The organism is Alteromonas sp. S015, from assembly GCF_036864485.1.
Classification (GTDB): Bacteria; Pseudomonadota; Gammaproteobacteria; order Enterobacterales; family Alteromonadaceae; genus Alteromonas.
Window position 1 is genome coordinate 17,500 of the sequence record NZ_JAZETO010000004.1, and the last position, 22,157, is coordinate 39,656.

The window sequence follows — 22,157 nt, forward strand, 5'->3', positions numbered from 1 at the left end:
GGTCAGAGTACATTTTTTTGGTTTTGAAATAGGGAAAGCCAATAATGTACTCTGACCCCACTATTTTAGGATGGCGAAAAAAGTACTCTGACCCCACTATTTGATTTTATAGGCCCATGGCGTGGCTGACGAAGGCGTTTTTAATGGTGCTAAGTTTATCTGTGGCTGAAAGACCAATTCCTCTGACCAACTTTTTGAGGGGGTCATCACCGTCAAATAAGAATTTGAAGCCGTCCATTGCGACAATCATTTTCATGGCTTCGGTTTTACGGCTTCGTTCGTAGCTGCGCAAGTACTTGTACAAACCTATGTCTTTGCCCGAGTCCTTTAAGTCGTTTAGGGTTTCCGCCAGTGCGAGTGCATCTTGCATTCCTAAGTTAGCGCCCTGCCCTGCAAGCGGATGAATGGTATGCGCTGCATCGCCCACCAACACTACGCCATCTTTCGCCCACTGGCGTGCATAGCGCATGGTCAAGGGGAAAGCGGCGCGCCTAGTTTCAAGCGCTATAGTGCCCAGAACGCTATTACTCGCCGCAGCTAATGCATTGCAGAACGCAGCGTCATCTAACGCCATTAATAAGTTTGCTTGCTCTGGGGTTTGTGACCACACGATGGAACAAACAGTTGGCTCGGACATAGGCAGTAGCGCAAGCGGTCCTGTGGGTGTGAACGCTTGTCGCGCCACGTTATTATGTGGTTCAACCGTTTTGATATTAGCAACAATCGCCGTGTGCTCGTAGTCTTTAAATGTAATCGGCAAGCCAGCTTGTTTTCTTACAAACGAGTTTGCACCATCGGCGCCTACTAATAATCTGCAGCTTAGCACATCATCATTATCAAGCATCAGCATGGTTTGATTTGGGCCAGCTAGCACTCTATCAATACCTGCGGTGAGCAACTGTACATTAGGCTGCGCTTCCACAGAGTTAGACAGTCCATTGATTAAAGCCTGATTCTCTACAATCACGCCAAGCGCATCACTGCCCATTTCATCGCATGAAAAGTGAATATCGCCAAAACTATCTTTGTCCCATACATGCATGTCGGTGTAAGAGTTGGCGCGGTCTTGCTGCAAATGCGGCCACACATCAAACTGTTGCAGCGCTTTAATATTCGCCTGGTTTATGGCACTCACTCTTGCCGTAGGCTTATCTTCGAGCGCCTGATAACACGCATCCTTATCGACAATTGCTATGTTCAAGTCACTGTGTTTAAGCGCCGCAGCAAGGGTTAGCCCTACAATCCCGCCACCTACTATCGCTATATCAACATGTTGCATTGTTATCTCTATTTCTCTGTGGTGTTTCGCCATAGCCCGTCGTATGTTTAACAAATGTTTTTTTAGCCTGGGGCATTATGCTCAATGCTAATAACGACACATTACGTCCAATGACCGTTGGAAAATACTGGTTTGAAAAAGTGCGAACTAGCGTATCGGTAAGAGCTATCGTGTTATCCCTGTCATGCTTACGCGAATTGGCGTAATGCTGAGTAATGCTAAAAGCGCCTGAATCGAAATTAGATGTTGCGACTTTTTCACTTTGCAGGGTGTATGGCTTATTTTGAGCAGAGTTCGTTGTTACATTTGATGGTGAAGTTGACACTTCATTAGGCAAAGTACTTTCTAAATTACTCATCTCAGCACGCTCAGCGTGCTTTTCCGCTGATGCTTCCAGCACAGATACCAAAGCATTTAAATCGCGTAGACCTAAATTAAAGCCCTGTCCTGCTATAGGGTGTAGCGCCTGCGCAGCATTGCCTACCACCACAGTGCGATGACTGGCGACCTGCTGCGCTTTAGTAAGTGCTAAAGGGTAGCTTGCCAATTCACTGACTCTTACCACTTTGCCTTGTCGATAGCCGAAAGCGCCCTGTAGGGCCTTAATGAATGCGCATTGGCTCAATGCCATTAACGACTTTGCAGCGTCGGTATCTACCGTCCATACAACGGAAAAGCCGTTTCCATTAGCTTTATTACCATCAATTTCGCTATCAAAAGGAAGGAATGCCAGCGGTCCGTTTTCGGTAAAACGCTCATACGCTTTGTTTTCATGGGGAAGCTGAGTGTGAACGTTAAAAACAATAGCCGTTTGATGATAGTCGCTAACTGTTTTTGTAATGCCAACTTGCTCAGCTAACGCTGAACGACCGCCATCAGCCAGCACCAGCAACTTTGTAGTAAGCGATTGCCCACTATCAAGCTGCACATGAACAAAATCGCGCTGCTGCTTTACATTAGTTACTTTGGCAGGTGCGATATATTGATAGCTTGAAGTAACACTTGCCGCCAATCGTGTCAGCGCGCTTAAGCTCACAACCTGGCCGAACGCGTCGATGTGATAGTCGCTACTTTCAAGGTCTAAAAACCCCAAGTGCCCTTTGTCGCTAACTTCAATACGCTTAATCTGAGGAGGTAACTCACCGTTATGCTGCTTGGCTACATCGTCAAGATTTAGCCCCATGCTTGACAGTTCATCAACAGTACGTTTGGCCAAGGCAATAACACGAGTGTCGGTAAAAGGGTTAAAGTCGACTAAGCTTTTACTGGTTTCCTCTGGGTCAGCCGCATCAATAAGGGTGACAGATAAACCAGAGTTATTCGCAAGGTGTACTTTCGCTGCAAGTGCGTTGGCTAAAACAGTACCGACAATGCCACCACCAATAATTACTACATCAACTCCTGCTGTCGATTCCACTGTATTCATCTTCCTGTCGCCCAGAGGCTTTTTTTTAAAGCGTTAATTCAGAGATTTTTTCTTTGTATTAAAAGCTTAATTTTTCGCGTACTTCAAAAATGAAGGTGCTTAATTCACATTTATCGCAGTTTTTTAAACCTTGGTAAACTCAAGCAAGCCTTGGCAATTAGGCTTTGCTTTCAGCCATGAGTGCTTCAATCTCATCAATGTCTTTTGGCGCATCTGCGGTAAGAATATCGACACCTGTGGCTGTAATCACTACATCATCTTCAATGCGTACGCCAATGCCTTTATACTTTTCTGGCGCGTTACTGTCTTGGCTAATATACACGCCAGGCTCAACGGTTATCACCATGCCGGGCTTTAATGGCCGGTCTTCACCGCCAATTTTGTAGTTACCTACATCATGCACGTCTAACCCTAAATAATGCCCTAAACCATGCATGTAAAACTGACGCCACGTTTCATTTTCGAGGTTTTCAGCCACACTACCTTCAAGAACGCCAAGGTCAACTAGGCCTTCAGTAATAATTTCCACACTATGCAACATAGCTTCGGAAAGCGTAACGCCAGGTGCTAACATGTCTAACACGCTTTTTTGCGCTTTTAATACAACGGTGTAAATGTCACGCTGAGCTTGTGTAAACTTACCCGTTGCAGGAAACGTTCGCGTAATATCTGCAGCATAACCTTGATATTCAGCGCCGGCATCGATCAAGATCAAATCGCCGTCATTTATCTTCGCGTTATTTTGCGTGTAGTGCAAAATACAAGCATTATCGCCGCTTCCCACAATGGTGCTGTAAGCAGGTGAGCGGGCCCCTGCCATGGCAAACTCATGATGAATTTCAGCTTCTAGCTGGTACTCGTAACAACCAGGTGCAGCAAACTGCATAGCCCGCTTGTGTGCACGAGCGCTTATCTCACATGCCGCCTTCATCATAGCCACTTCACACGCAGACTTGAATAATCGCATTTCGTGTAAGGTAGGCTGTAAGTCGTGTACCGCTCTGGGAGCCAGCGACTCTTTAGGCGCGTCGCGCAAAGTGTTTAACGCTTCAGAAAATAACAGATCGTTTTCTTTCTTGTGACCTAGCGAAAAGTAAACATTGTCTTGACCCTGAATTGACGCAAGCAACGCCTCTTCAAGTTCTTGTAATTCAAAGGCTTCATCTAGGCTAAATCGAGCAAGTGCAGCTTCAGCGCCCAAGCGTTTGCCGTGCCAAATTTCTGCACTTTCGTTTTTCTCTTGTACCACCATTGCACGATAACTTTCACCGTAACGAGGGTGATTAGACAATATCAACCAAGCACTGGGCTCTTCAAATCCTGTCAGATACCAAAAATCGCTATCTTGCCTGAACGTATATTCGGTATCGCGACTTCGGGTCACCATAGCTGCAGCAGGCACAATACACACACTATTTGGCTCGCACTGTGCAAGCAGTCGGTCTTGCCTGGCAATAAACTCTTGCGCACTAATCATAAAAGAGAAAACCCTAAAAAATCTCGGTAAAACGAATGGCGACTTACGGCCACTTTTAATACTTTCAGTTAGTTATTAATGTACGGATGGCGTATCTTGTTGATCATCTAGAAGCGACTGCCCGAGTTCACTGAAGCATAAAATTGCTGAAATTTTTACGTATTCTTCAACTTCAAACAGCGCCTTTTCAGACTCTTCATCTGCGTCCATCGGCTCTTCCATACGTGAAATATCAGAAAAGTCTTCAAGGGCTTCTTTTACGTCATCAGAGCATTGCATAAGATCTTGTTGGTGAAGACCAAATCCAAGCATGAAACCTTGCACCCAGTTTATTAGTGCAGCCCCGCGATCATTTATGGGCGCTTGGTCGTCAGGAAGCAATAAAGTGAGCGCGAATTCAGGCTCAAGAAGCTGCTGACAGGTTTGATTAAAAAGGCTATTTAAAAGGTGCTTGGTGGGATCGCTAAACCCATCACCTTGATTAATAGTTTCACTCAACGCTTCCAGCCATTTTTGGTCGGTAAGGGACATACCGCCGCATAGCATACCGCACAGAATGCCATGTACTTCTGCTGCGTCAACAATAACGCCTTGCTGAGACAATTTATTACTTACGCTATCGTAATCGAGCTGTTTTTCCACGAATCGTTCTCTTTTGTTTAAAATAGTTTGAGATACAAGCGCCACTTTTACATAGTGGTACATTACCGTCTATTTTGGCGGTGACTTATATCCTGTCATCTCTTGATGGAGTTTATAGTAGCAAAAATCAATGTGTAACGCTTCCTTTTGCCCTGCCGTTATCCCAACGTTGAATAAACAACAGATAATACTTTCGGCAATAACAGTACCGTGACGTACACACTTTAAACAATGGGAGGAGAACGTTGCTTACTCACTGTTCAAACGGTATTTTTTCGAGTTTATTTAGTTAAATTCGTCGTCGTACGGCTAGCAACATAATAAGATTTCATCTAAGATCACTGGTGTTGGATACGGAATTCCTCTCGCAACAGCATGACGATGTTCATTCGCGTTTAATACCTGAATTAGCTGATTGGTTATTATTGAGCTTCTCTTATATGCGTGTATAATTGCTGACCAATTGGTCAAGAAAAGTAATATTTTTTTTACCGCTTTTATAATCACCACGCAAAATAGTTATAAAGCGCTGTAGGTGATCCTCTTCACTGGATCTCGCGTTTGTTATACCCTGTTGCGTTAATACAACAACAATGTTTCCTGGGATGTTTGCTAGTTCATTCATGTCCCTGGCCGATGCTTTAAACCTAGGAAGTTGAAACAGCTGCTATTGTGCAAGCTCGACGCGTATCGAGAAGCCTACGGCAATTGTGATACTTCCGCCCTGAACTTTTCGGTTCACGGGCGAAACATGGACAGCGGCATTCTGGGAAGCGCCCTCTTTCGACGGAAGAAGAAATGGCAATAATAAATTTTGGCTCTATCAATATCGACCACGTTTATCAGGTAGAACATTTTGTACAACCTGGTGAGACGTTGGCCTCTACCCATTATCAAACCTTGTTAGGTGGTAAGGGTGCAAACCAGTCTATTGCTTTAGCGCAAGCAGGTGCTGACGTAAGACACGTCGGCAGTATTCACGAAAATGACGCCTCATTTAAACAAGCACTTATCAAAAAAGGTGTTGATTGTCGTGGCGTTAAGTGCTCAGAAGTTCCTTCAGGTCACGCGATTATTCAAGTTACGCCAAGCGGCGAGAACGCTATTGTTTTATTTGGTGGTGCTAACCAAACCATTACCGCTAAAACCGTAATGCAAGCGTTAGACGATACGCGCCCTTTAGATTGGGTACTAACCCAAAATGAAACAAGCAGCATTGAAGAAGTGCTTCGCCAAGCGAAAGAAAAGCAGCTTAAAGTAGCCTTTAATCCAGCACCCATGAGCGAGTCGGTCAAACAGCTTCCGCTAGACTGTGTCGATTTACTCATTGTAAACGAAACCGAAGCCGCTGCGATTACAGGTAAAGAGAAACTTGAAGATATTGTGACAGTCTTCAAAGAGCAGTGGTCACACAGCGAAGTTATTATTACACTGGGTAAAGCGGGTGTAATGATGCTGCGTAAAAACGACGTTGTTGAAGTAAAAGCATTCTCTGTAGACGCAGTAGATACCACCGCTGCCGGCGACACCTTTATCGGTTATTTCTTGTCTGCATACAGCAACCACACCGATGCTAAACAAGCATTGCGTCGCGGATGCGCTGCTTCAGCCATTGCGGTAACTCGCGAAGGCGCGGCACAGAGTATTCCAACACAAAAAGAAGTGGATCGTTTCTTAGCGAAACACGCCAACTAGCAAGACGCACTGAGAAAATTTAATGGCACATAAGATCATATTAGATACAGATCCGGGGATTGATGATGCAATGGCGATCTTTTTCGCTTTTCAATCGCCAGATATTGAAGTACTTGGCTTAACGACCGTTTACGGAAACGTACCGGTAACCATGGCAGCGCAAAACGCCCTGACACTTTGCGAAATTGCAGGCAAAGATATTCCTGTAACGAAAGGGGTTGGAATGCCATGGGTGGGCCCAGAGTCAACGTACGCACATTTTGTACACGGTGAGCATGGCTTTGGCCACATTAAACCTGAAGCACCTAAAACCGAGCTTGACCCGCGTAGCTCTGCGCAGTTTATTGTTGATATGGCGCATAAGTACCCTGGCGAAATCACCATTGTTGCTATTGGTCCACTAGGTAACTTGGCTCTTGCACTTCGCCTTGAGCCTGAACTACCCAAGTTGGTAAAAGGTGTGAGCATTATGGGTGGTGCGGCATTTGTACCCGGTAACGTTACGCCAGTAGCAGAAGCAAACATTTGGAATGACGCTCACGCAGCAGAAATCGTATTCGCGGCAGATTGGGAACTCACCATGTTTGGCCTGGATGTCACAAACTTCACGCCGTTCTCGCCAGCCTTTGTTGAAAAGCTTGAAGAGAAAAACAACACGCTTGGTGGCTTTGTGAAAGAGAGCGCCCAGTTCTACATGGATTTCTATTCGCAAAATCGTGAAGATCGCGTGTGCTTTTTCCACGATGCATTCCCTATTGCCCACCTTCGCCACCCTGAGCTCTTTGAACTAACCGAAGGTCACGTGCGCGTTGGCACGGGTACGCTTGACAGAGGGCAAACCGTGGTTGCGCCTAAAGGTACAACACCGAGTCCACTTTGGAATGAAGCGAATACCATAAAGGTTGCTACCAAAGTTGACCACAAAAAGCTGGAACAACTATTCATAGACACCTACGCTCTATGATATGTTTAAGGGATTGTTAATATACAATCCCTTTTTAGTTCTAGCGTCAGGTTAAAAAAATGGAATCAGCTCCACTCCCCGTTAATGAGGACGAACGTCTTACCGAGCTACTCAGCTATGATGTGCTTGATACTGAGGCGGAACAACTGTTTGATGACCTGACAGCTCTTGCCTCGCAAATCTGCGAAACCCCCATCGCGCTTATTAGCTTAATAGACCCTGACCGCCAGTGGTTTAAGTCGCGAGTGGGGTTAGATGCAAAAGAAACCTCGCGCGAAATTGCTTTTTGCTCTCACGCAATTCTTCAAGAAGAAGTGTTTGAAATTCCTAACGCCACGTTAGACCCACGATTTCATGATAACCCTTTGGTAACAGGCTCGCCTGATATACGTTTCTATGCGGGCGCACCGCTTATTACACCCTCGGGTCATGCCATCGGTACGCTTTGCGCTATTGACCGCAAACCTAAAACCCTGACAGACACGCAAAAAGTATCACTTCAAACCCTGAGTAAGTCGGTGGTGGCACATTTAGAGCTAAAGCGCAAAAACCGAGAATTAGAGCGCACCAGCCAATTTAAATCTGACTTTCTGTCTTACGTGAGCCACGAAATAAGAACGCCCCTTAATGCCATAAATACGTTTAGCCAGTTACTTGAAGGCGAAGCGAAAAAGTTGAATTTACCCCCCGCTTTTACTACGCCACTCTCTCACGTGAGTAAAAGCGGAGAAAGACTTCTGGAAATTGTGAACTCTGTGCTTGATATCAAGCAAATAGAAGCAGGGAAGATGCGTGTGATGCCGCGCGCGGTTAATACTAAAGACTTTTTCACCCACTTGTTTTCGCTGACTAAGATACGCGCGGAAGACAGCGGTATTGTATTTAGCACCAGTATTGATGAAGCTGTACCAGAATCGTTATTTTTCGATGACACCAAATTTGGGCAGGTCGCACTCAATTTACTGTCAAACGCGATCAAATTTACGCATCACGGTAAGTCAGTAAAGGCGCAGGTAAGATACAAAAGCGGTAAGGTAATTTTTAATGTTATTGATCAAGGTATTGGCATGAGCGAAGATGATCAAAAATATCTTTTTACCCCTTTTGAACGAATGGAAAACGCGCATCAAATTAGCGGAACCGGACTGGGCTTAAATATATCAAAACGTCTTGTTGAACTCATGGATGGTTCAATTAAAATCAGTAGTAAACTCAACGAAGGCACACGGGTGAGTATTTCATTACCGGCAGATTCCGTGAATGCAAACCAGTTCGAAGAAGCGAAACCACGCAGTTTGCTAGCACAATTCAACGTTAAAAAGCCAATAAACGTTCTAGTTGTTGAAGATCACTATATTAACCAAGTGGTTATTAAGACTTTATTTGAAAAACTGGGGCTTACGTTTTCTATCGTTCCAACAGGTGAAGAAGGCGTAGAGTATGTAAAATCTAACCCTGTCGATTTAGTGCTCATGGATTTGAATTTACCGGGAATTCAAGGAGATGAAGCAACGTCACAAATAAAGAGCTTCAATCCCTCGCTTCCCGTAGTAGCGCTAACCGCTGATGTTATTACCACCCCTACAACATTACGTGAGAAGGGATTAGACGATATATTAACCAAACCTATCGATAGTAGTTTACTGGTGAAGATGCTCAATAAATTTCTAGGAGAGCATTAAATTGGTCTCACTATGGCGAATGTAACCTTCCCTAGTAATATGTCGTTTCAAAACGAAATAGATTCACGTGCTGTTTTAAGAAAAACGCTTCGCAACGCGAGAAAATCGTTAAGCAATGATGCATACTGTTATGCACAACAAGCTATTGCTAAACAATTACGCTCAATAGTTTCCCAAGATAAAAAGTGTAACATTGCCGTTTATTTAGAAAATGATGGAGAGGTAAACTTAGACGCGTTCATTACGCATTGCTGGACATCTCTGCCCAATATCACCTTTTCATTGCCCGTGCTGCATCCGGTGAATAAAGGTCATTTACTCTTTTTGCGCTATGCGCCGTATACAAGGTTAGTGACTAATAAATACAATATTAATGAACCTGAACTGGCGTGTTCTGAAGTCATACCTACGCCAAATATTGATATATTTTTGATGCCGCTGGTGGGGTTTGATAAAAAAGGACATCGTCTTGGTATGGGGGGCGGCTATTATGATAGAACGCTCGCTTTTACTCAACGAGTGGAGGTCAAACCTACGCTTATTGGTATTGCCCACGATATACAGGAAGTTGATACACTGCCCGTTGCCTATTGGGATATCCCCCTCGATGTCATTGTTACGCCTACAAGAATACTGAAATTTTAAATTGTTGTAACTTTCAACTCCGCGCTCATGACACACGTAGACAGATCGCAGTCGGCTACATTTTCTCCTTTATTTTAAAAACGTAATACTACGCCTCAAACACCGCTTTATCAGCTCTTTTTAAGCCAACATTTTTATCGCAGGTGCACATAAGGTTAAGGGAATAGCCGATGTTTGAGCCTTTAGGTATTTAAATAAATACTTATATATAGCTAGCATTACTTAAAAAGCACAAAAAGTATAATGCAAATCATTATCATTTACCAGGCAACACATTCGTTGTTACATAAAAGATAATAAAAAGGAACAAAAAATGACAAAAGTAAGCTCGTTGTTAGCTATCGCTTTTACTACATTGGTAACCTCAACTTTCAGTTTTTCTCAAACAAACGATACCTATTTTGATTTTGATGGCGATGGCCAAATTTTAATTGAAGATATTGAAAATCTTAATAATGCCAATATGTTAAGCGAGAATCGATTAGAACAACTTTTCACCAATGCAGCCCCCCTGTTTTTATCTGATACAACCAGTCCGGGTGATGGGTTGTCCAGAAGAGAGGCTCAAGAGTATGTTGGCTTTCCAATTGGACGCATTAACTCTCAAGTGACTAACGATGTAATGGCACAGCTTTGGGGTGGAAAAACCTTTTATAAGAATTCAGGAAACAAGGTTATGCTAGATAACCGCATGCTTCCTCTTGTGCAGAACCTTCTAGACGGCGTAACGGATATTACCGATCTTATTCCTCTTCTTGGTGGTCCTCTTTCAGGGATCGTTGATGGTGTTTCTGGATTAGTTTCTATTGATGCTGTGGCGGCGGAAGTATACAAAGTTGAAAATAGCCTTTTTGATGGAAAGCCTGCTGTACTGCTTAACTATTCTGAGACAATATTACCTATTCTTCAGGGAATTCGTGACGAGATACGATTGGTAGACGAGGAAACACAGCTTTATATTGGTCGAGCGAACATAGAAATTGGTTATGGAAGCATAGAATATGCAGAATCAGTTTCACTTATCAATACAATAAATGGCGCGCTTATAAACGGACGTAACTGTAAAGAAGAAATGGGGGGAGAGTACGTTAAGGGTGAAACATGCTTTGCATTATGGTTTGCACTTCAGCCAAAACAAGATTAATAAAGCGACCATTTACTCTTTTACAGTTTAGCGCAATCCTATTTATTGCCTAAAAACCAATCCATATACCCACATAAATTGTGGGTATATTTATAGAGGATAAACAAAAATCCTAACCATAGTGTCGATTTCATTCTTTTCAGTACATTACATAAGGTTTTTGCTCGCCTATAGGTTCGAAACAAACTTTGCGGTACACTCAACGAAACCTTACAAAGAGATTGACCATGGATCAGAACGCAAAAAAACAAGCCGTAGCCAAAGCAGCCATCGACTATGTGGAACCAGACAGCATTGTCGGTGTGGGTACAGGTTCTACCGTAAATTTCTTTATTGAAGAACTCGGTAACATTAAGCACAAAATTGAAGGTGCAGTATCAAGTTCGGAAGCTTCTACCGAGCGTCTAAAAGCGTTAGGCATTGAAGTGTTCGAGTTAAACGAAGTCAGCAACCTTTCGGTCTATATCGATGGGGCTGATGAGGTAACCGAACACAAGCACATGATAAAGGGCGGAGGCGCTGCACTCACCCGCGAGAAAATTGTAGCCGGTGCTGCGACCACGTTTGTATGTATTGTTGATGAAAGCAAACGCGTACCCGTGTTGGGCACTTTTCCCCTTCCCGTTGAGGTAATTCCAATGGCTCGCTCTTTTGTAGCGCGCGAGTTGGTAAAACTTGGCGGTGATCCTGAATATCGACAAGGTGTTGTAACCGATAACGGCAACGTTATTTTAGATGTTCACAACCTCGAGATACTGAATCCCCGCGAGCTAGAACAAAAGATAAATAATATTCCGGGCGTAGTAACTAACGGTATTTTCGCACTACGAGGCGCTGATATAGTGCTAAGCGCCACAGCCAATGGTGTTGAGATCGTAAAGTGATACCTAGATTCGGCGTATAGTGCGGTGAAAAGCTATACAAAATTCTACTTTCAACTTAGCGCGTTTTCTGTTAATTTCCGTTTAGACGTCTAGATGTCTTCAAGACTAAGCATGGGCGCCTTAACGTTTACGTAACTTGAGGTTTAATTCCTTAGTAACGAAAGCAATCAACGCGATTATAAAAGCTTGGAAGCAATTACGCTGAAGCTAGACTTTCAGGGCTGCAATGTATTGCAGGGTATGACACAGCTACGTGTTTATACAGTCAGGGGCCCTGTAAGCACTGGATTGGCGAGACAAGTAAATCAAATTTCATCAGTGAGAGATAGCGAGTTCATGAGCAAAGTTTCATTAGAGAAGGATAAGATCCGAATTTTGTTGTTGGAAGGTGTTCACCAAAGTGCTTTGGAAACACTAAAAAGCAATGGGTATAGCAATATTGAATTTCTCAAGACCTCTCTTCCTGAAGACGAGTTAATTGAGAAGATTAAAGACGCCCATTTTGTCGGTATTCGCTCGCGTACTCAAATTACAGAGAAAGTAGTCGAAGCAGCACAAAAACTTGTGGCCATCGGCTGTTTCTGTATAGGCACCAACCAAGTTGATCTTGAAGCTACACAACGTCGCGGCATTCCAGTGTTTAACGCGCCATTTTCTAACACTCGTTCGGTTGCGGAACTTGTACTCGGCCAAATTATTCTTTTACTTCGCCAAGTACCGAGTAAAAATGCCAAGGCTCACCGTGGTGAGTGGGAAAAAACGGCGTTAGGATCATATGAAGCCCGCGGAAAAACGCTTGGTATCATTGGCTATGGTCATATAGGTACCCAGCTTAGTATTCTTGCTGAACACCTAGGTATGCGTGTTCAATTTTTCGATATTGAAGACAAGCTTGTGCTAGGTAACTCTGCACAAGTGAAGTCACTTGAAAAGCTGCTTAATACTTCTGATGTAGTTTCACTTCATGTTCCTGAAACACCACAGACTCAAGATATGATTGGTGAAAAAGAATTGTCTCAAATGAAAAAAGGCAGCATTCTGATTAACGCATCTCGCGGTACCGTGGTAGATATTGATGCACTTGCTAAGGCATTAGAAAGTGGTCACCTTAATGGCGCTGCTATTGATGTATTCCCCGTTGAGCCTAAGTCTAATACGGAAGAATTTGAATCGCCACTTCGCGCATTTGATAACGTTATTCTTACCCCGCATGTAGGAGGGAGTACTCAAGAGGCGCAAGAGAACATTGGTATTGAAGTGGCAGGTAAATTAGCAAAATACAGCGACAATGGCTCTACATTGTCGGCCGTTAACTTCCCTGAAGTATCGCTGCCGGAACATACTGGTCGTTCACGCCTACTGCACGTACACAAAAACCAGCCGGGCATTCTTACTCAAATTAACCAAGCGTTTGCAGAGAAAGGCATTAACATTGAAGCTCAGTATCTACAAACTAATGCGGAAATTGGTTATGTGGTAGTCGATGTTAAGGAAGACCGTGGTTATGAGGCACTAGCAGAGCTTCAACAAATTGATGGCACAATTAAGACACGAATTCTTCATTAAGTAGAAATGTTAAAAGCTTAAACAAAAACGCTGCACATTGTGCAGCGTTTTTTTTGACTGTGATTTTACTTCAATGCTTTGAAGTGCCCAGCTCCTCATGATGAGCTCGACGAATTACTGGCTTAGAAGAAGTTGTAAACTAAGCTAACTGCGGTTTCTGTGTCTAGTTTCTCAACGTCGTCTTCAACATTCGTGTTGTGATCTAGCTTAAAAGAAAGTCGCATTGAAAGGTTGCCGCTGATTGTAGCGGTAAGCGCTGATTCAGCACGAGATTTCGTGTTGTCAGAACCAACTTCGGTACTCACTGTTTGAGTAAATTTAGCGGTATCGGAAATTTTCCAAGAATACGCCGATGACGCACGAACAATAACACTGTCAAGATTTTCACCATCTTGAGTTTCAATGAACGAGTAACCAGGACCTATTGAATATTCAAGCGTATGGCGCTTGTTCTCAAGTAACTTTTGGTTCCAACCCGCAGCTATTGTAGACTGGTAATTAAAGTTGCTAAAGCGATCGTCTTCATATGACGCGAAGCCGAATAAACGATTATCAGGATTTTCTAACTTATAGTTTCCTTGGGCTGAGCCAAAGAACTTCTGCGCAGAGGTGAACTCGACATCTTCTTGCTCGCCTGCATCATTTTCCTGTTGTACCGTTTCTCGTTTGTACAGACCTTTTAAAACGTAGTCGTTGCTCCAATTTTCAAGTTCTTGGTGAGCTTGTATCCCCGCACTAATCGACGTTGTTTCAGTGTTACCTGACGTCGAAATAAAACCTAGTTCACCTTCCATCGTAAAAGGCTTCACTTCATCATCTTGAGCGAAAGCGGCGGGAGAAAGAGAAATTGCAACTAAGGATGCAAACACTTGCTTTTTCATTGAACAATCCTATTGATTATCAGTCCATTCGTTGTACTCGAAACCTTTTGAAATGCAAGGTGGTACAACACGCGTTTATTTAAAGAGAGTGGCTAGACACTGCAGCAAAGCTGAAAGCACTAAAAACAATGGTGTGCAGTGTACATTTTCAACGCGCTCAGTCAATGCGAGCACGGTAAAAAAGCCAAAGATAAACCGTTAATTTACACTAATTAACTAGAAAAATTGATAGACCAGCGCCACAGAGGTTTCAGTGCTCAGAGCGGCCACATCTTCGGCAGTGTCAGTTTCATGATTTAATATGAAGGATAACTTCATAGCCAGTGAGCCGAATACGTTTGCCGAAAGCGACGTTTCGGACCGCGATTTCATGTTTTCTTCACCCGCTTCTGTGCTAACAAACTGTCTAAGCTTAGCACCAGAACTCCAGCGATATTTATATTCAGCGGACGCCCTAACGATGATGCCATCGTTTACCACGTTGTTATTATCTTCTTCTACTTCAATAAAGCTGTAGCCGGGACCAATGCTATAGCGAAACTCACTGTATTCATCACGCCAAAGCCGCTGCGACCAGCCCGCTGCAAGCGAAGCACGGTGATCATAGCCGTTAAACTGATCGTCTTCATAATCACCATACATAAAAAGACGACGACCAGGGGTAAGTAACTTATAGTCAAACTGCGCGCTTGAGAAAAAGCGCTGTGCACTAACATCTCGCTCTGTCGTTGGCGTGCCACTTTCCTTATAGAGCAATTCCGCGAAATAGATACTGCTCCAATTTTCCGTTTCGTGGTCTGCGTTTACAGCGGCTTTCACACTTGCTGCTGAGGTATTCCCGGTATTTACAAGTAAACCTAGTTCACCATCTAACGTAAAACGGGGAATTTCATCATCCGTGTCGGGCGTGAAATCAGCGTGATAGAGGGTTCGGATAAGATCCCTCGCGCTTGCAGGCGTACACATGCAACAGCAAACAATGCCAACAACAATGCTTGGACGGAAGATTTTTTTGAACATAATCTGGTTTACGTTGAACTTTATAGTTTTTAGATTACGTCTTATAACGACGCTTGTTACCCTAATCCTCTGGATGAGCTTTAATACGCATTGCTAATTATCAGTAAAGTAACGGAATTGTCGCACCTGTCGCACCGAAAGCTCAGTGAATAAGCGACGCAATTTTTGCCGTTTCTTGTTCAGCATACTCAACTGAATTACTTATCACTTCCATGTTAAGACCTACTGTATTGGCTATATCATGGGTAAAAAGTTCAATATCACCGTAATTTTCTTTATTCAACTGACTTACAGTAATTCGATTCGCCAAACACAATACGCAGACATCTACATCCGTTTTATGTTTAGCTTCATCGTTCATGAACGCAACCGGATAGTACAACCCAAGAGGTATGTGCCAATTTTCTAGTATGATACCGCTGCATTGAGCGAACGTAAAACCGAAATGTTCCAACTGGTTAACGTGTGGTGACGTTTTCTGGTCAGCATTCAAGTATGACTCATAGCGTTTGGTTTCTTTCTTGGCGACGACCAATTCACTTAAGTTTTGCAATATTCCCATTACGAAGAAACGTTCCGCTCCGCGCACGTTAAGCCTCATAGCAAGACTTTTGGCCACCATGCCACAGTACACTGACGCATACCAATGCTTGTCTAAATCTATTAACTTGGTCTCAAAGCGTTTAAATGCCGTGCTGGCAGTTTCCGCAATGACCAAATTATATAGGGCCTCCCCTCCAATTACGCTGATTGCTTTGGCAACAGACTCTACTTGACACGGAAAGCGAAACAGCGAGCTGTTCGCCAGTCTAAGAACCTTTGCAGTAAGGGAAGGATCAGCACTAATAAGTGCCCCAATATCTTCTGCACTGGAACGGGGATCGTCTATCGTTGAACGCAAGCGCACGCAAATATCCGGTAACGTAAATGATTTCGCAGCATACGAAACATACTTATCTAACGACATCTAGAAACTCTCAGTCTACTTTTTTACTAACTTAAGGCCGCTTATTCTGAACTTGGCGGATCATCAAACAGCGTAAACTGACCGATTGACTCCCCCATCTCCTTTTGCTGTTGCTTGCGAGCGCGCATCAGCACAGCTTTTTTACGCCGCGCACAGGCACTAATTATTTTTCGTTTGGTCGCATCGTCAACCTGAAGCCAGTACAGGCGCTCATCGCGACTTCGATAACATCCTTTACAAAACCCTCGCGGACCAGACTCACACACACCAATACAAGGACTTGGAATTTCAAAAAACTCCAGCTGTTGGGATTGTGATTTTTGTTCCGTCATGTCAGTGGCATACCCTTTAAAAGGTGAAACGAATACCAAAAACGCTTGATTACCAAGCAAGCAGCAATCGCGTGCTAGTTCTTATAAATTAAAACGCATATCCTAACATTTAACCACTAGACATTGGCAGTAAAGTATTTAAGCCATAATGCTTTAGAACTATGCAACTCGACTCACTGGCCCTTCAAATACCAAAGAGCATAGCACGAAACACGGTCTATTGACTGCTTTACGTTTCTCAAAAGCCTGAAGTTCTAATCGATGAGTGTGTATTCGATAGTAGACACCACGCGCACTTTTTTAACGTGTGGATGATGATTGTCGCGACTGGAAATACTGAACTGCCCTTGATTGGCACGCTTTATTTTGCCCAACGTACTTTTAGAATCTTTGGCAAATTTTTCCGCAACTTCCCTTGCATTGAGCGTAGCTTCTTCAATCATTTCAGGTTTTACTTCGTTTAAGCGAGTAAACACATAGTCGGGCTGAGCGCGGTAGCTTTGGTCTGATAATACAATGCCGGTTTTAATTAGCTCGCCAATTTGCTGCATAAGTTCACGCACCTTTTCAACATCATCAGAGAAAACGGTAACGGTTTGGATAGCGCTGTAGCGAAAAGGCGCTTTTTCACTGCTTCCATATTGCTGCGCTAACTTGTCATTTATTTCAGGCTTTCCAATACTAATGCTCTCAGCAGAAATGCCCTTCTCTTCCAAAAAGCTAGCCACCAGCAGGCTATTTTTTTCTATATGTTCATATAGCAGAGGTAAATCATTGCCAGCATCTACAAATTGAATAGGCCAAATGACTTGATCAGCGATGTATTCGCGCTCTGACAATCCCTTTACGGTGACCACCCGGTCCCACGTTTGCATATCATTCATGGCAGAAGATACCTGAACGCCCAGCAAAGACACCGCAATCACCATGCCCAGCGCCATTACTATTGCCGCACCTATTTTCATTTGAAACTCCAATCTGTCTGTTTTCAACAGGATACTAGCAAATATAAGCTTTTCAGTTTCACAAAACGAGATAAAAACTGACTAATGATGGCAAAAAAAAGGCCACTCAAATGAGTGGCCTAAAGAGCCCCTTAAGAGGGCAACGCTTGGGTAGACGGGAGAGTTAACCTTTACGCTGTATGAGGTAATAAAATACCGGGGTTAGGATAAGTCCAAATACGGTAACACCTATCATGCCTGAGAATACCGCTACCCCCATGGCCTGACGCATTTCAGAGCCCGCACCGGTCGATACCGCCATTGGCAGTACCCCCATGATAAAAGCAATGGATGTCATTAATATTGGGCGAAGGCGTAAGCGACTTGCTTCTTTAATGGCCGAAAGCGCGTCCATCCCCTTATCTTGGAGTTCTTTGGCAAACTCGACAATAAGAATGGCGTTCTTCGTTGCAAGACCAACCAGTACAATCAAACCTATTTGGGTAAAGATATTATTGTCGCCGCCGTAAACTTGCACACCAATAAGTGCGCTCAGCAAGGTCATTGGCACAATCAATATAATTGCCATTGGCAAACGCAGGCTTTCGTATTGTGCAGCCAGTACTAAGAACACTAAAAGCACAACTAATGGGAATACAAATGCTGATGCATTACCCGCTAATATTTGCTGATAGGTGATCTCAGTCCACTCGTAGGTCATGCCAAGTGGTAGCGTCTCAGCCAGTATTTCTTCAATAGCTGCCTTCGCTTGGTCAGAAGAGTAGCCTGGCGCTGCTGCACCGTTAATTTCAGCGGTAACGTATCCGTTATAGTGCATAACACGGTCAGGGCCTGCACTGTGCTCAATGTTCAAGAATGAGCCAAGCGGGATCATCTCACCTTGTGCATTACGCACTTTAAACTGCGTAATGTTCTCAATATCCTGACGGTATTGAGCATCAGCTTGCACATTTACTTGATAGGTTCTACCGAACAAGTTGAAATCGTTTACGTACAATGAACCTAAGTAGCCTTGCATGGTGGTAAACAAAGTATCGATATTAACACCTTGACTCACCGCCTTTTCTCGATCTACATCTACATCTAGCTGAGGTACAGCAACAGTAAAGCTGGTGAATGCATCAGTAAGCGCTGGGTGTGCCCATGCTTTGCCAATCACTTCTTGCGTTACACGCTCAAGCTCTTCAAAACCCAAGTTTCCTCTGTCTTCAACCTGCAAACGGAAGCCACCAATCGTGCCTAATCCCATTACTGGTGGCGGCGGGAATATCGCAACAAAAGCACCTTTTATAGACCCAAAGTTCTGGTTAAGCTGGGCAGCAATGGCGCCACCCGATAGTTCAGGCGTCGTTCTTTTATCAAAGTCAGTCAGGGTAGCAAACAACACGCCTGAACTTGGACTATTGGTAAACCCATTAATATTTAGGCCAGGGAATGCTATCGCATCTTCAACACCAGGGTGTTCCATGGCAATACGAGACATTTCACGGATCACTTCTTCAGTTCTGTCCAAGCTTGCTGCATTTGGCAATTGAGCAAAGGCGACTAAATACTGCTTATCTTGCGGCGGAACGTAGCCCGTTGGTGTATTGGCAAACTGGAAGTAAGTAAGCCCAAGCAGACCCGCGTAAAGCACCATGATGATACTGCTTTTACGAATAAGCCCCCCAACAGCACCGGTGTAGCGCTTTGAATTGCGATCAAAGAAACGGTTAAACGGTGAAAACACAAAGCGTCCAAACACTTTGTCCATTAACCGGGTTAACCAGTCATTCGCTTTACCGTGAGGTTTCAACAACAATGCAGATAATGCAGGGCTTAGCGTTAACGAGTTAATGGCAGAAATTACCGTAGAGATAGTAATAGTTAGTGCAAACTGCTTATAAAACTGCCCGGTTAAGCCGCTCATGAAAGCTGTCGGTACGAATACCGCAGCAAGTACCAGTGTTGTGGCAATGATAGGGCCAGTTACTTCTTTCATTGCTTGCACGGTGGCCTCAAACGGCGCTTTGCCTTCAGAGATATTACGCTCAACGTTTTCGACGACAACGATAGCGTCGTCCACAACAATACCTATTGCCAACACTAGCCCAAACAGCGACAGTGCATTTAGTGAAAAGCCCATTAGCTGCATAAAAGCGAATGTTCCCACGAGAGAAATAGGTACAGCAACGAGTGGAATAATAGACGCACGCCATGTTTGTAAGAACAGTACAACAACAAGTACAACTAACAATACTGCTTCTAAAAGTGTACTAATTACCGCTTCAATCGAACCGCGAACAAATACGGTAGGGTCGTAAGCAATTTCGTATTCTAGCCCTTCAGGGAACGCCTTTGACAGTTCCGCCATACGAGCGCGAACATCATCTGAAATTTGGATTGCGTTGGAGCCTGGTGCTTGGAAAACCGGCACCGCTGCCGCAGGGTTATTGTTAATCAGTGAACGCAGTGCATAAAACTCTGAACCTAGTTCAATACGCGCAACATCTTTGAGACGCGTTATTTCACCATTTTCGCCTGACTTAACAATGATATTTTCAAATTCGGCTTCGTCTTTTAAACGACCGCGCACATTGATAAGCAGCTGAAATTCACTGGTACCTGTTGGCTGCGCGCCTAAGCTACCCGCCGCCGCTTGCTGGTTTTGGTCGGCAATAGCAGCTGCCACATCGCCAGGGTTTAACTGGAGTGCAGCCAGTTTGTTAGGATCTAACCACACTCTCATGCTGAACTCACCGGCACCGAACAGACGCACTTGCCCTACGCCATTGATTCGCGCTAGCTCATCTTTAACAAACTGGTCAGCATAGTTTGAAAGATACAGCATGTCATAACGATTATCAGGCGACGTTAAATGCACCACCATGGTTAAGTCTGGTGACGACTTCTCAGTTACTACACCTAAGCGCTGTACTTCTTGAGGTAAACGCGGTGTAGCGCGATTTACACGGTTTTGTACCAGCGTTGTAGCTTCGTCTGGGTCTGTACCAATAGCAAACGTGATCGTTAGCGTCATACGGCCATCACTGGTAGCCTGTGATGACATATACAACATGTTTTCAACACCGTTAATTTCTTGCTCTAGCGGCGTTGCGACTGTTTCGGCGATAACTTCTGGGTTTGCACCAGGGTAATTCGCAGTTACCACCACGGTAGGCGGCACTACTTCAGGGTATTCAGTGATAGGCAGTTGCCACACAGCAATTGCACCACCTATAAAAATAAGTAGGGAAAGCACGCCCGCAAAAATCGGGCGGCTAATGAAAAACTGCGAGATGTTCATTACTTAAGACCTGCTGTTGCTGTACCTGTGGCAAATGAACCACCAGATAAAACATCTTCAACCTGTGCCATGTTTTGGGTTACTTGTGCAGCATTATCAACTTGTGACTGCCAGCTAGATAAATTTGCCAGTGCATCTTCATCACCCATAGGCACTTCGTTAGCGGCAACTTGGGCACCAGGGCGAACGCGCTGTAAACCATCAACCACAATGGTGTCGTTCGCATTTAAGCCACTGGTGATAATGCGCATGCTGCCCACTTTGTCACCTAGCTTAACTGCGCGGTATTCCACTTTATTTTCGTCGTTTACAACCAGTACAAACTTATTATTGAGGTCTGTGCCGATCGCTTTTTCTTTAACAAGAATGCCCTGATCGTTCGTATCACCCGCCAATTTTAAGTGTGCAAATAATCCTGGTATTAAACGCCCTTCTTCGTTATTAAATACAGCGCGAACGCGAAGTGTACCGGTGCTACCGTTAACCTGGTTGTCGATAAAATCGATTTGACCCCAGTGGTTATAATCAGACTCGTTAGCAAGGCGCATCGCTACCGGCTGCTCGCTCACTGCTGTTGAAGCCGTTGATTTATCGGTTAGGTAGTTTAGGTAGGTCTGCTCATCAATATCAAAATACGCATATAAACGGTCGGTCGATACGATGCGAGTTAGCTCAGTTTGTCCTGCGGTAACAAAGTTACCCTCTGTGATATTGGCACGCGATACACGTCCAGAAATGGGGGCTTCAACACGGGCAAAGCCGCGATTCAGGCGGGCTACTTCAAGTGCAGCTTGGGTTTGGTTTAAGCTTGCCAGTGCTTGGTTTTTTTCAGCTGAACGGGCGTCGAGCACTTCCTCAGATACTGCTTGGGTTTTGCGTAGTTTAAATGCACGATTATAGTTTTGCTCGGCTAGTTTTACTCGGCTTTTGGCTTCTTCAAGTTGAGCGGTTAGACGGTCAACCTCCGCCTTAAACGTCCGGTTATCAATTAAGAACAACGTTTGCCCTTGTTCGACGTACTCACCTTCGTCAAATGCAACAAAGTCAATATAGCCCGACACACGAGGGCGAAGTGCAACAATATGTGGCGATTCTAAACGTCCGGTAAAATTATCCCACTCGGTTAGACGCTGAGACACCACGGTAGCCACATCAACAGGAATACCAGCATTCGCGCCAGCACTCATTGATCGACTTGGATCCTGCTCGTCACCACCGCATGCAGCGACAAGCGCAGTTAGGCTTACAATTGCCAATAAACGGGTAAAAGTTTTCATTGCAAGATTCTCTTAAAAATTAAAC

The 22,157-nt window shown here is 44.2% G+C and carries 18 protein-coding genes and 1 other RNA gene; 8 read left to right on the forward strand and 11 right to left on the reverse strand.

The window, feature by feature from the left end; translation table 11 throughout:
• Nucleotides 1-106: 106 nt before the first annotated feature.
• From V7R42_RS08810 to V7R42_RS08825, 4 genes are all read right to left on the reverse strand, one after another.
• Nucleotides 107-1,279: an FAD-dependent monooxygenase gene (locus V7R42_RS08810; protein ID WP_334019807.1), complete on the reverse strand. Its 1,173-nt coding sequence runs from the start codon at nt 1,277-1,279 to the stop codon at nt 107-109.
• Nucleotides 1,266-2,696: an FAD-dependent monooxygenase gene (locus V7R42_RS08815; RefSeq protein ID WP_334020137.1), complete on the reverse strand. Its 1,431-nt coding sequence runs from the start codon at nt 2,694-2,696 to the stop codon at nt 1,266-1,268. The genes V7R42_RS08810 and V7R42_RS08815 overlap by 14 nt, the downstream gene beginning before the upstream one ends.
• 166 nt (nt 2,697-2,862) lie before the next feature.
• Nucleotides 2,863-4,182, reverse strand: a complete 1,320-nt coding sequence (gene pepP / locus V7R42_RS08820; protein WP_334019808.1) for a Xaa-Pro aminopeptidase — start codon at nt 4,180-4,182, stop codon at nt 2,863-2,865.
• A 75-nt stretch (nt 4,183-4,257) separates the two neighbouring features.
• A complete protein-coding gene (locus V7R42_RS08825; RefSeq protein ID WP_334019809.1) occupies nt 4,258-4,824 on the reverse strand; it encodes a UPF0149 family protein in 567 nt (188 codons plus the stop codon).
• Between the two features lie 594 nt (nt 4,825-5,418).
• Between V7R42_RS08825 and ssrS the strand changes: the two genes are divergently transcribed.
• The 8 genes from ssrS to serA all read left to right on the forward strand — a co-directional run bounded on the left by ssrS (nt 5,419) and on the right by serA (nt 13,404).
• Nucleotides 5,419-5,601, forward strand: a non-coding RNA gene (gene ssrS / locus V7R42_RS08830) — 6S RNA.
• Between the two features lie 21 nt (nt 5,602-5,622).
• Complete coding sequence (locus V7R42_RS08835) at nt 5,623-6,519, forward strand: ribokinase (protein ID WP_334019810.1); 897 nt, start codon at nt 5,623-5,625, stop codon at nt 6,517-6,519.
• A gap of 22 nt (nt 6,520-6,541) precedes the next feature.
• Nucleotides 6,542-7,483, forward strand: a complete 942-nt coding sequence (locus V7R42_RS08840) for a nucleoside hydrolase (RefSeq protein ID WP_334019811.1) — start codon at nt 6,542-6,544, stop codon at nt 7,481-7,483.
• 59 nt (nt 7,484-7,542) lie between these two features.
• Complete coding sequence (locus V7R42_RS08845; RefSeq protein WP_334019813.1) at nt 7,543-9,165, forward strand: ATP-binding protein; 1,623 nt, start codon at nt 7,543-7,545, stop codon at nt 9,163-9,165.
• Between the two features lie 12 nt (nt 9,166-9,177).
• Nucleotides 9,178-9,810 carry a 5-formyltetrahydrofolate cyclo-ligase gene (locus tag V7R42_RS08850; RefSeq protein ID WP_334019814.1) on the forward strand — a complete coding sequence of 211 codons (633 nt, stop codon included), beginning with the start codon at nt 9,178-9,180 and terminating at the stop codon, nt 9,808-9,810.
• Nucleotides 9,811-10,123: 313 nt separating this feature from the next.
• Nucleotides 10,124-10,954: a hypothetical protein gene (locus V7R42_RS08855; protein WP_334019815.1), complete on the forward strand. Its 831-nt coding sequence runs from the start codon at nt 10,124-10,126 to the stop codon at nt 10,952-10,954.
• Nucleotides 10,955-11,181: 227 nt separating this feature from the next.
• A complete protein-coding gene (gene rpiA, locus V7R42_RS08860; protein ID WP_334019816.1) occupies nt 11,182-11,838 on the forward strand; it encodes a ribose-5-phosphate isomerase RpiA in 657 nt (218 codons plus the stop codon).
• 336 nt (nt 11,839-12,174) lie between these two features.
• Nucleotides 12,175-13,404: a phosphoglycerate dehydrogenase gene (gene serA, locus V7R42_RS08865; RefSeq protein WP_334019817.1), complete on the forward strand. Its 1,230-nt coding sequence runs from the start codon at nt 12,175-12,177 to the stop codon at nt 13,402-13,404.
• Between the two features lie 122 nt (nt 13,405-13,526).
• Here serA and V7R42_RS08870 read toward each other — a convergent pair whose 3' ends face one another.
• The 7 genes from V7R42_RS08870 to V7R42_RS08900 form a co-directional block, all read right to left on the reverse strand.
• Entirely contained in the window at nt 13,527-14,285 is a 759-nt protein-coding gene (locus V7R42_RS08870; RefSeq protein WP_334019818.1) for a DUF481 domain-containing protein, read from the reverse strand.
• 216 nt (nt 14,286-14,501) lie between these two features.
• Entirely contained in the window at nt 14,502-15,305 is an 804-nt protein-coding gene (locus V7R42_RS08875) for a DUF481 domain-containing protein (protein ID WP_334019819.1), read from the reverse strand.
• A 142-nt stretch (nt 15,306-15,447) separates the two neighbouring features.
• The gene (locus V7R42_RS08880; protein ID WP_334019820.1) at nt 15,448-16,272 is read right to left on the reverse strand and encodes an HDOD domain-containing protein; all 825 of its coding nucleotides are present in this window, start codon (nt 16,270-16,272) and stop codon (nt 15,448-15,450) included.
• A 41-nt stretch (nt 16,273-16,313) separates the two neighbouring features.
• Nucleotides 16,314-16,604 carry a DUF1289 domain-containing protein gene (locus V7R42_RS08885; protein ID WP_334019821.1) on the reverse strand — a complete coding sequence of 97 codons (291 nt, stop codon included), beginning with the start codon at nt 16,602-16,604 and terminating at the stop codon, nt 16,314-16,316.
• A 254-nt stretch (nt 16,605-16,858) separates the two neighbouring features.
• Complete coding sequence (locus V7R42_RS08890) at nt 16,859-17,569, reverse strand: SIMPL domain-containing protein (RefSeq protein ID WP_334019822.1); 711 nt, start codon at nt 17,567-17,569, stop codon at nt 16,859-16,861.
• Nucleotides 17,570-17,732: 163 nt separating this feature from the next.
• On the reverse strand, nt 17,733-20,855 hold the full coding sequence (locus V7R42_RS08895) for an efflux RND transporter permease subunit (RefSeq protein ID WP_334019823.1): 3,123 nt from the start codon (nt 20,853-20,855) through the stop codon (nt 17,733-17,735).
• Entirely contained in the window at nt 20,855-22,132 is a 1,278-nt protein-coding gene (locus V7R42_RS08900; RefSeq protein WP_334019824.1) for an efflux RND transporter periplasmic adaptor subunit, read from the reverse strand. Before V7R42_RS08900 ends, V7R42_RS08895 begins: the two co-directional genes overlap by 1 nt.
• Nucleotides 22,133-22,157: the final 25 nt, after the last annotated feature.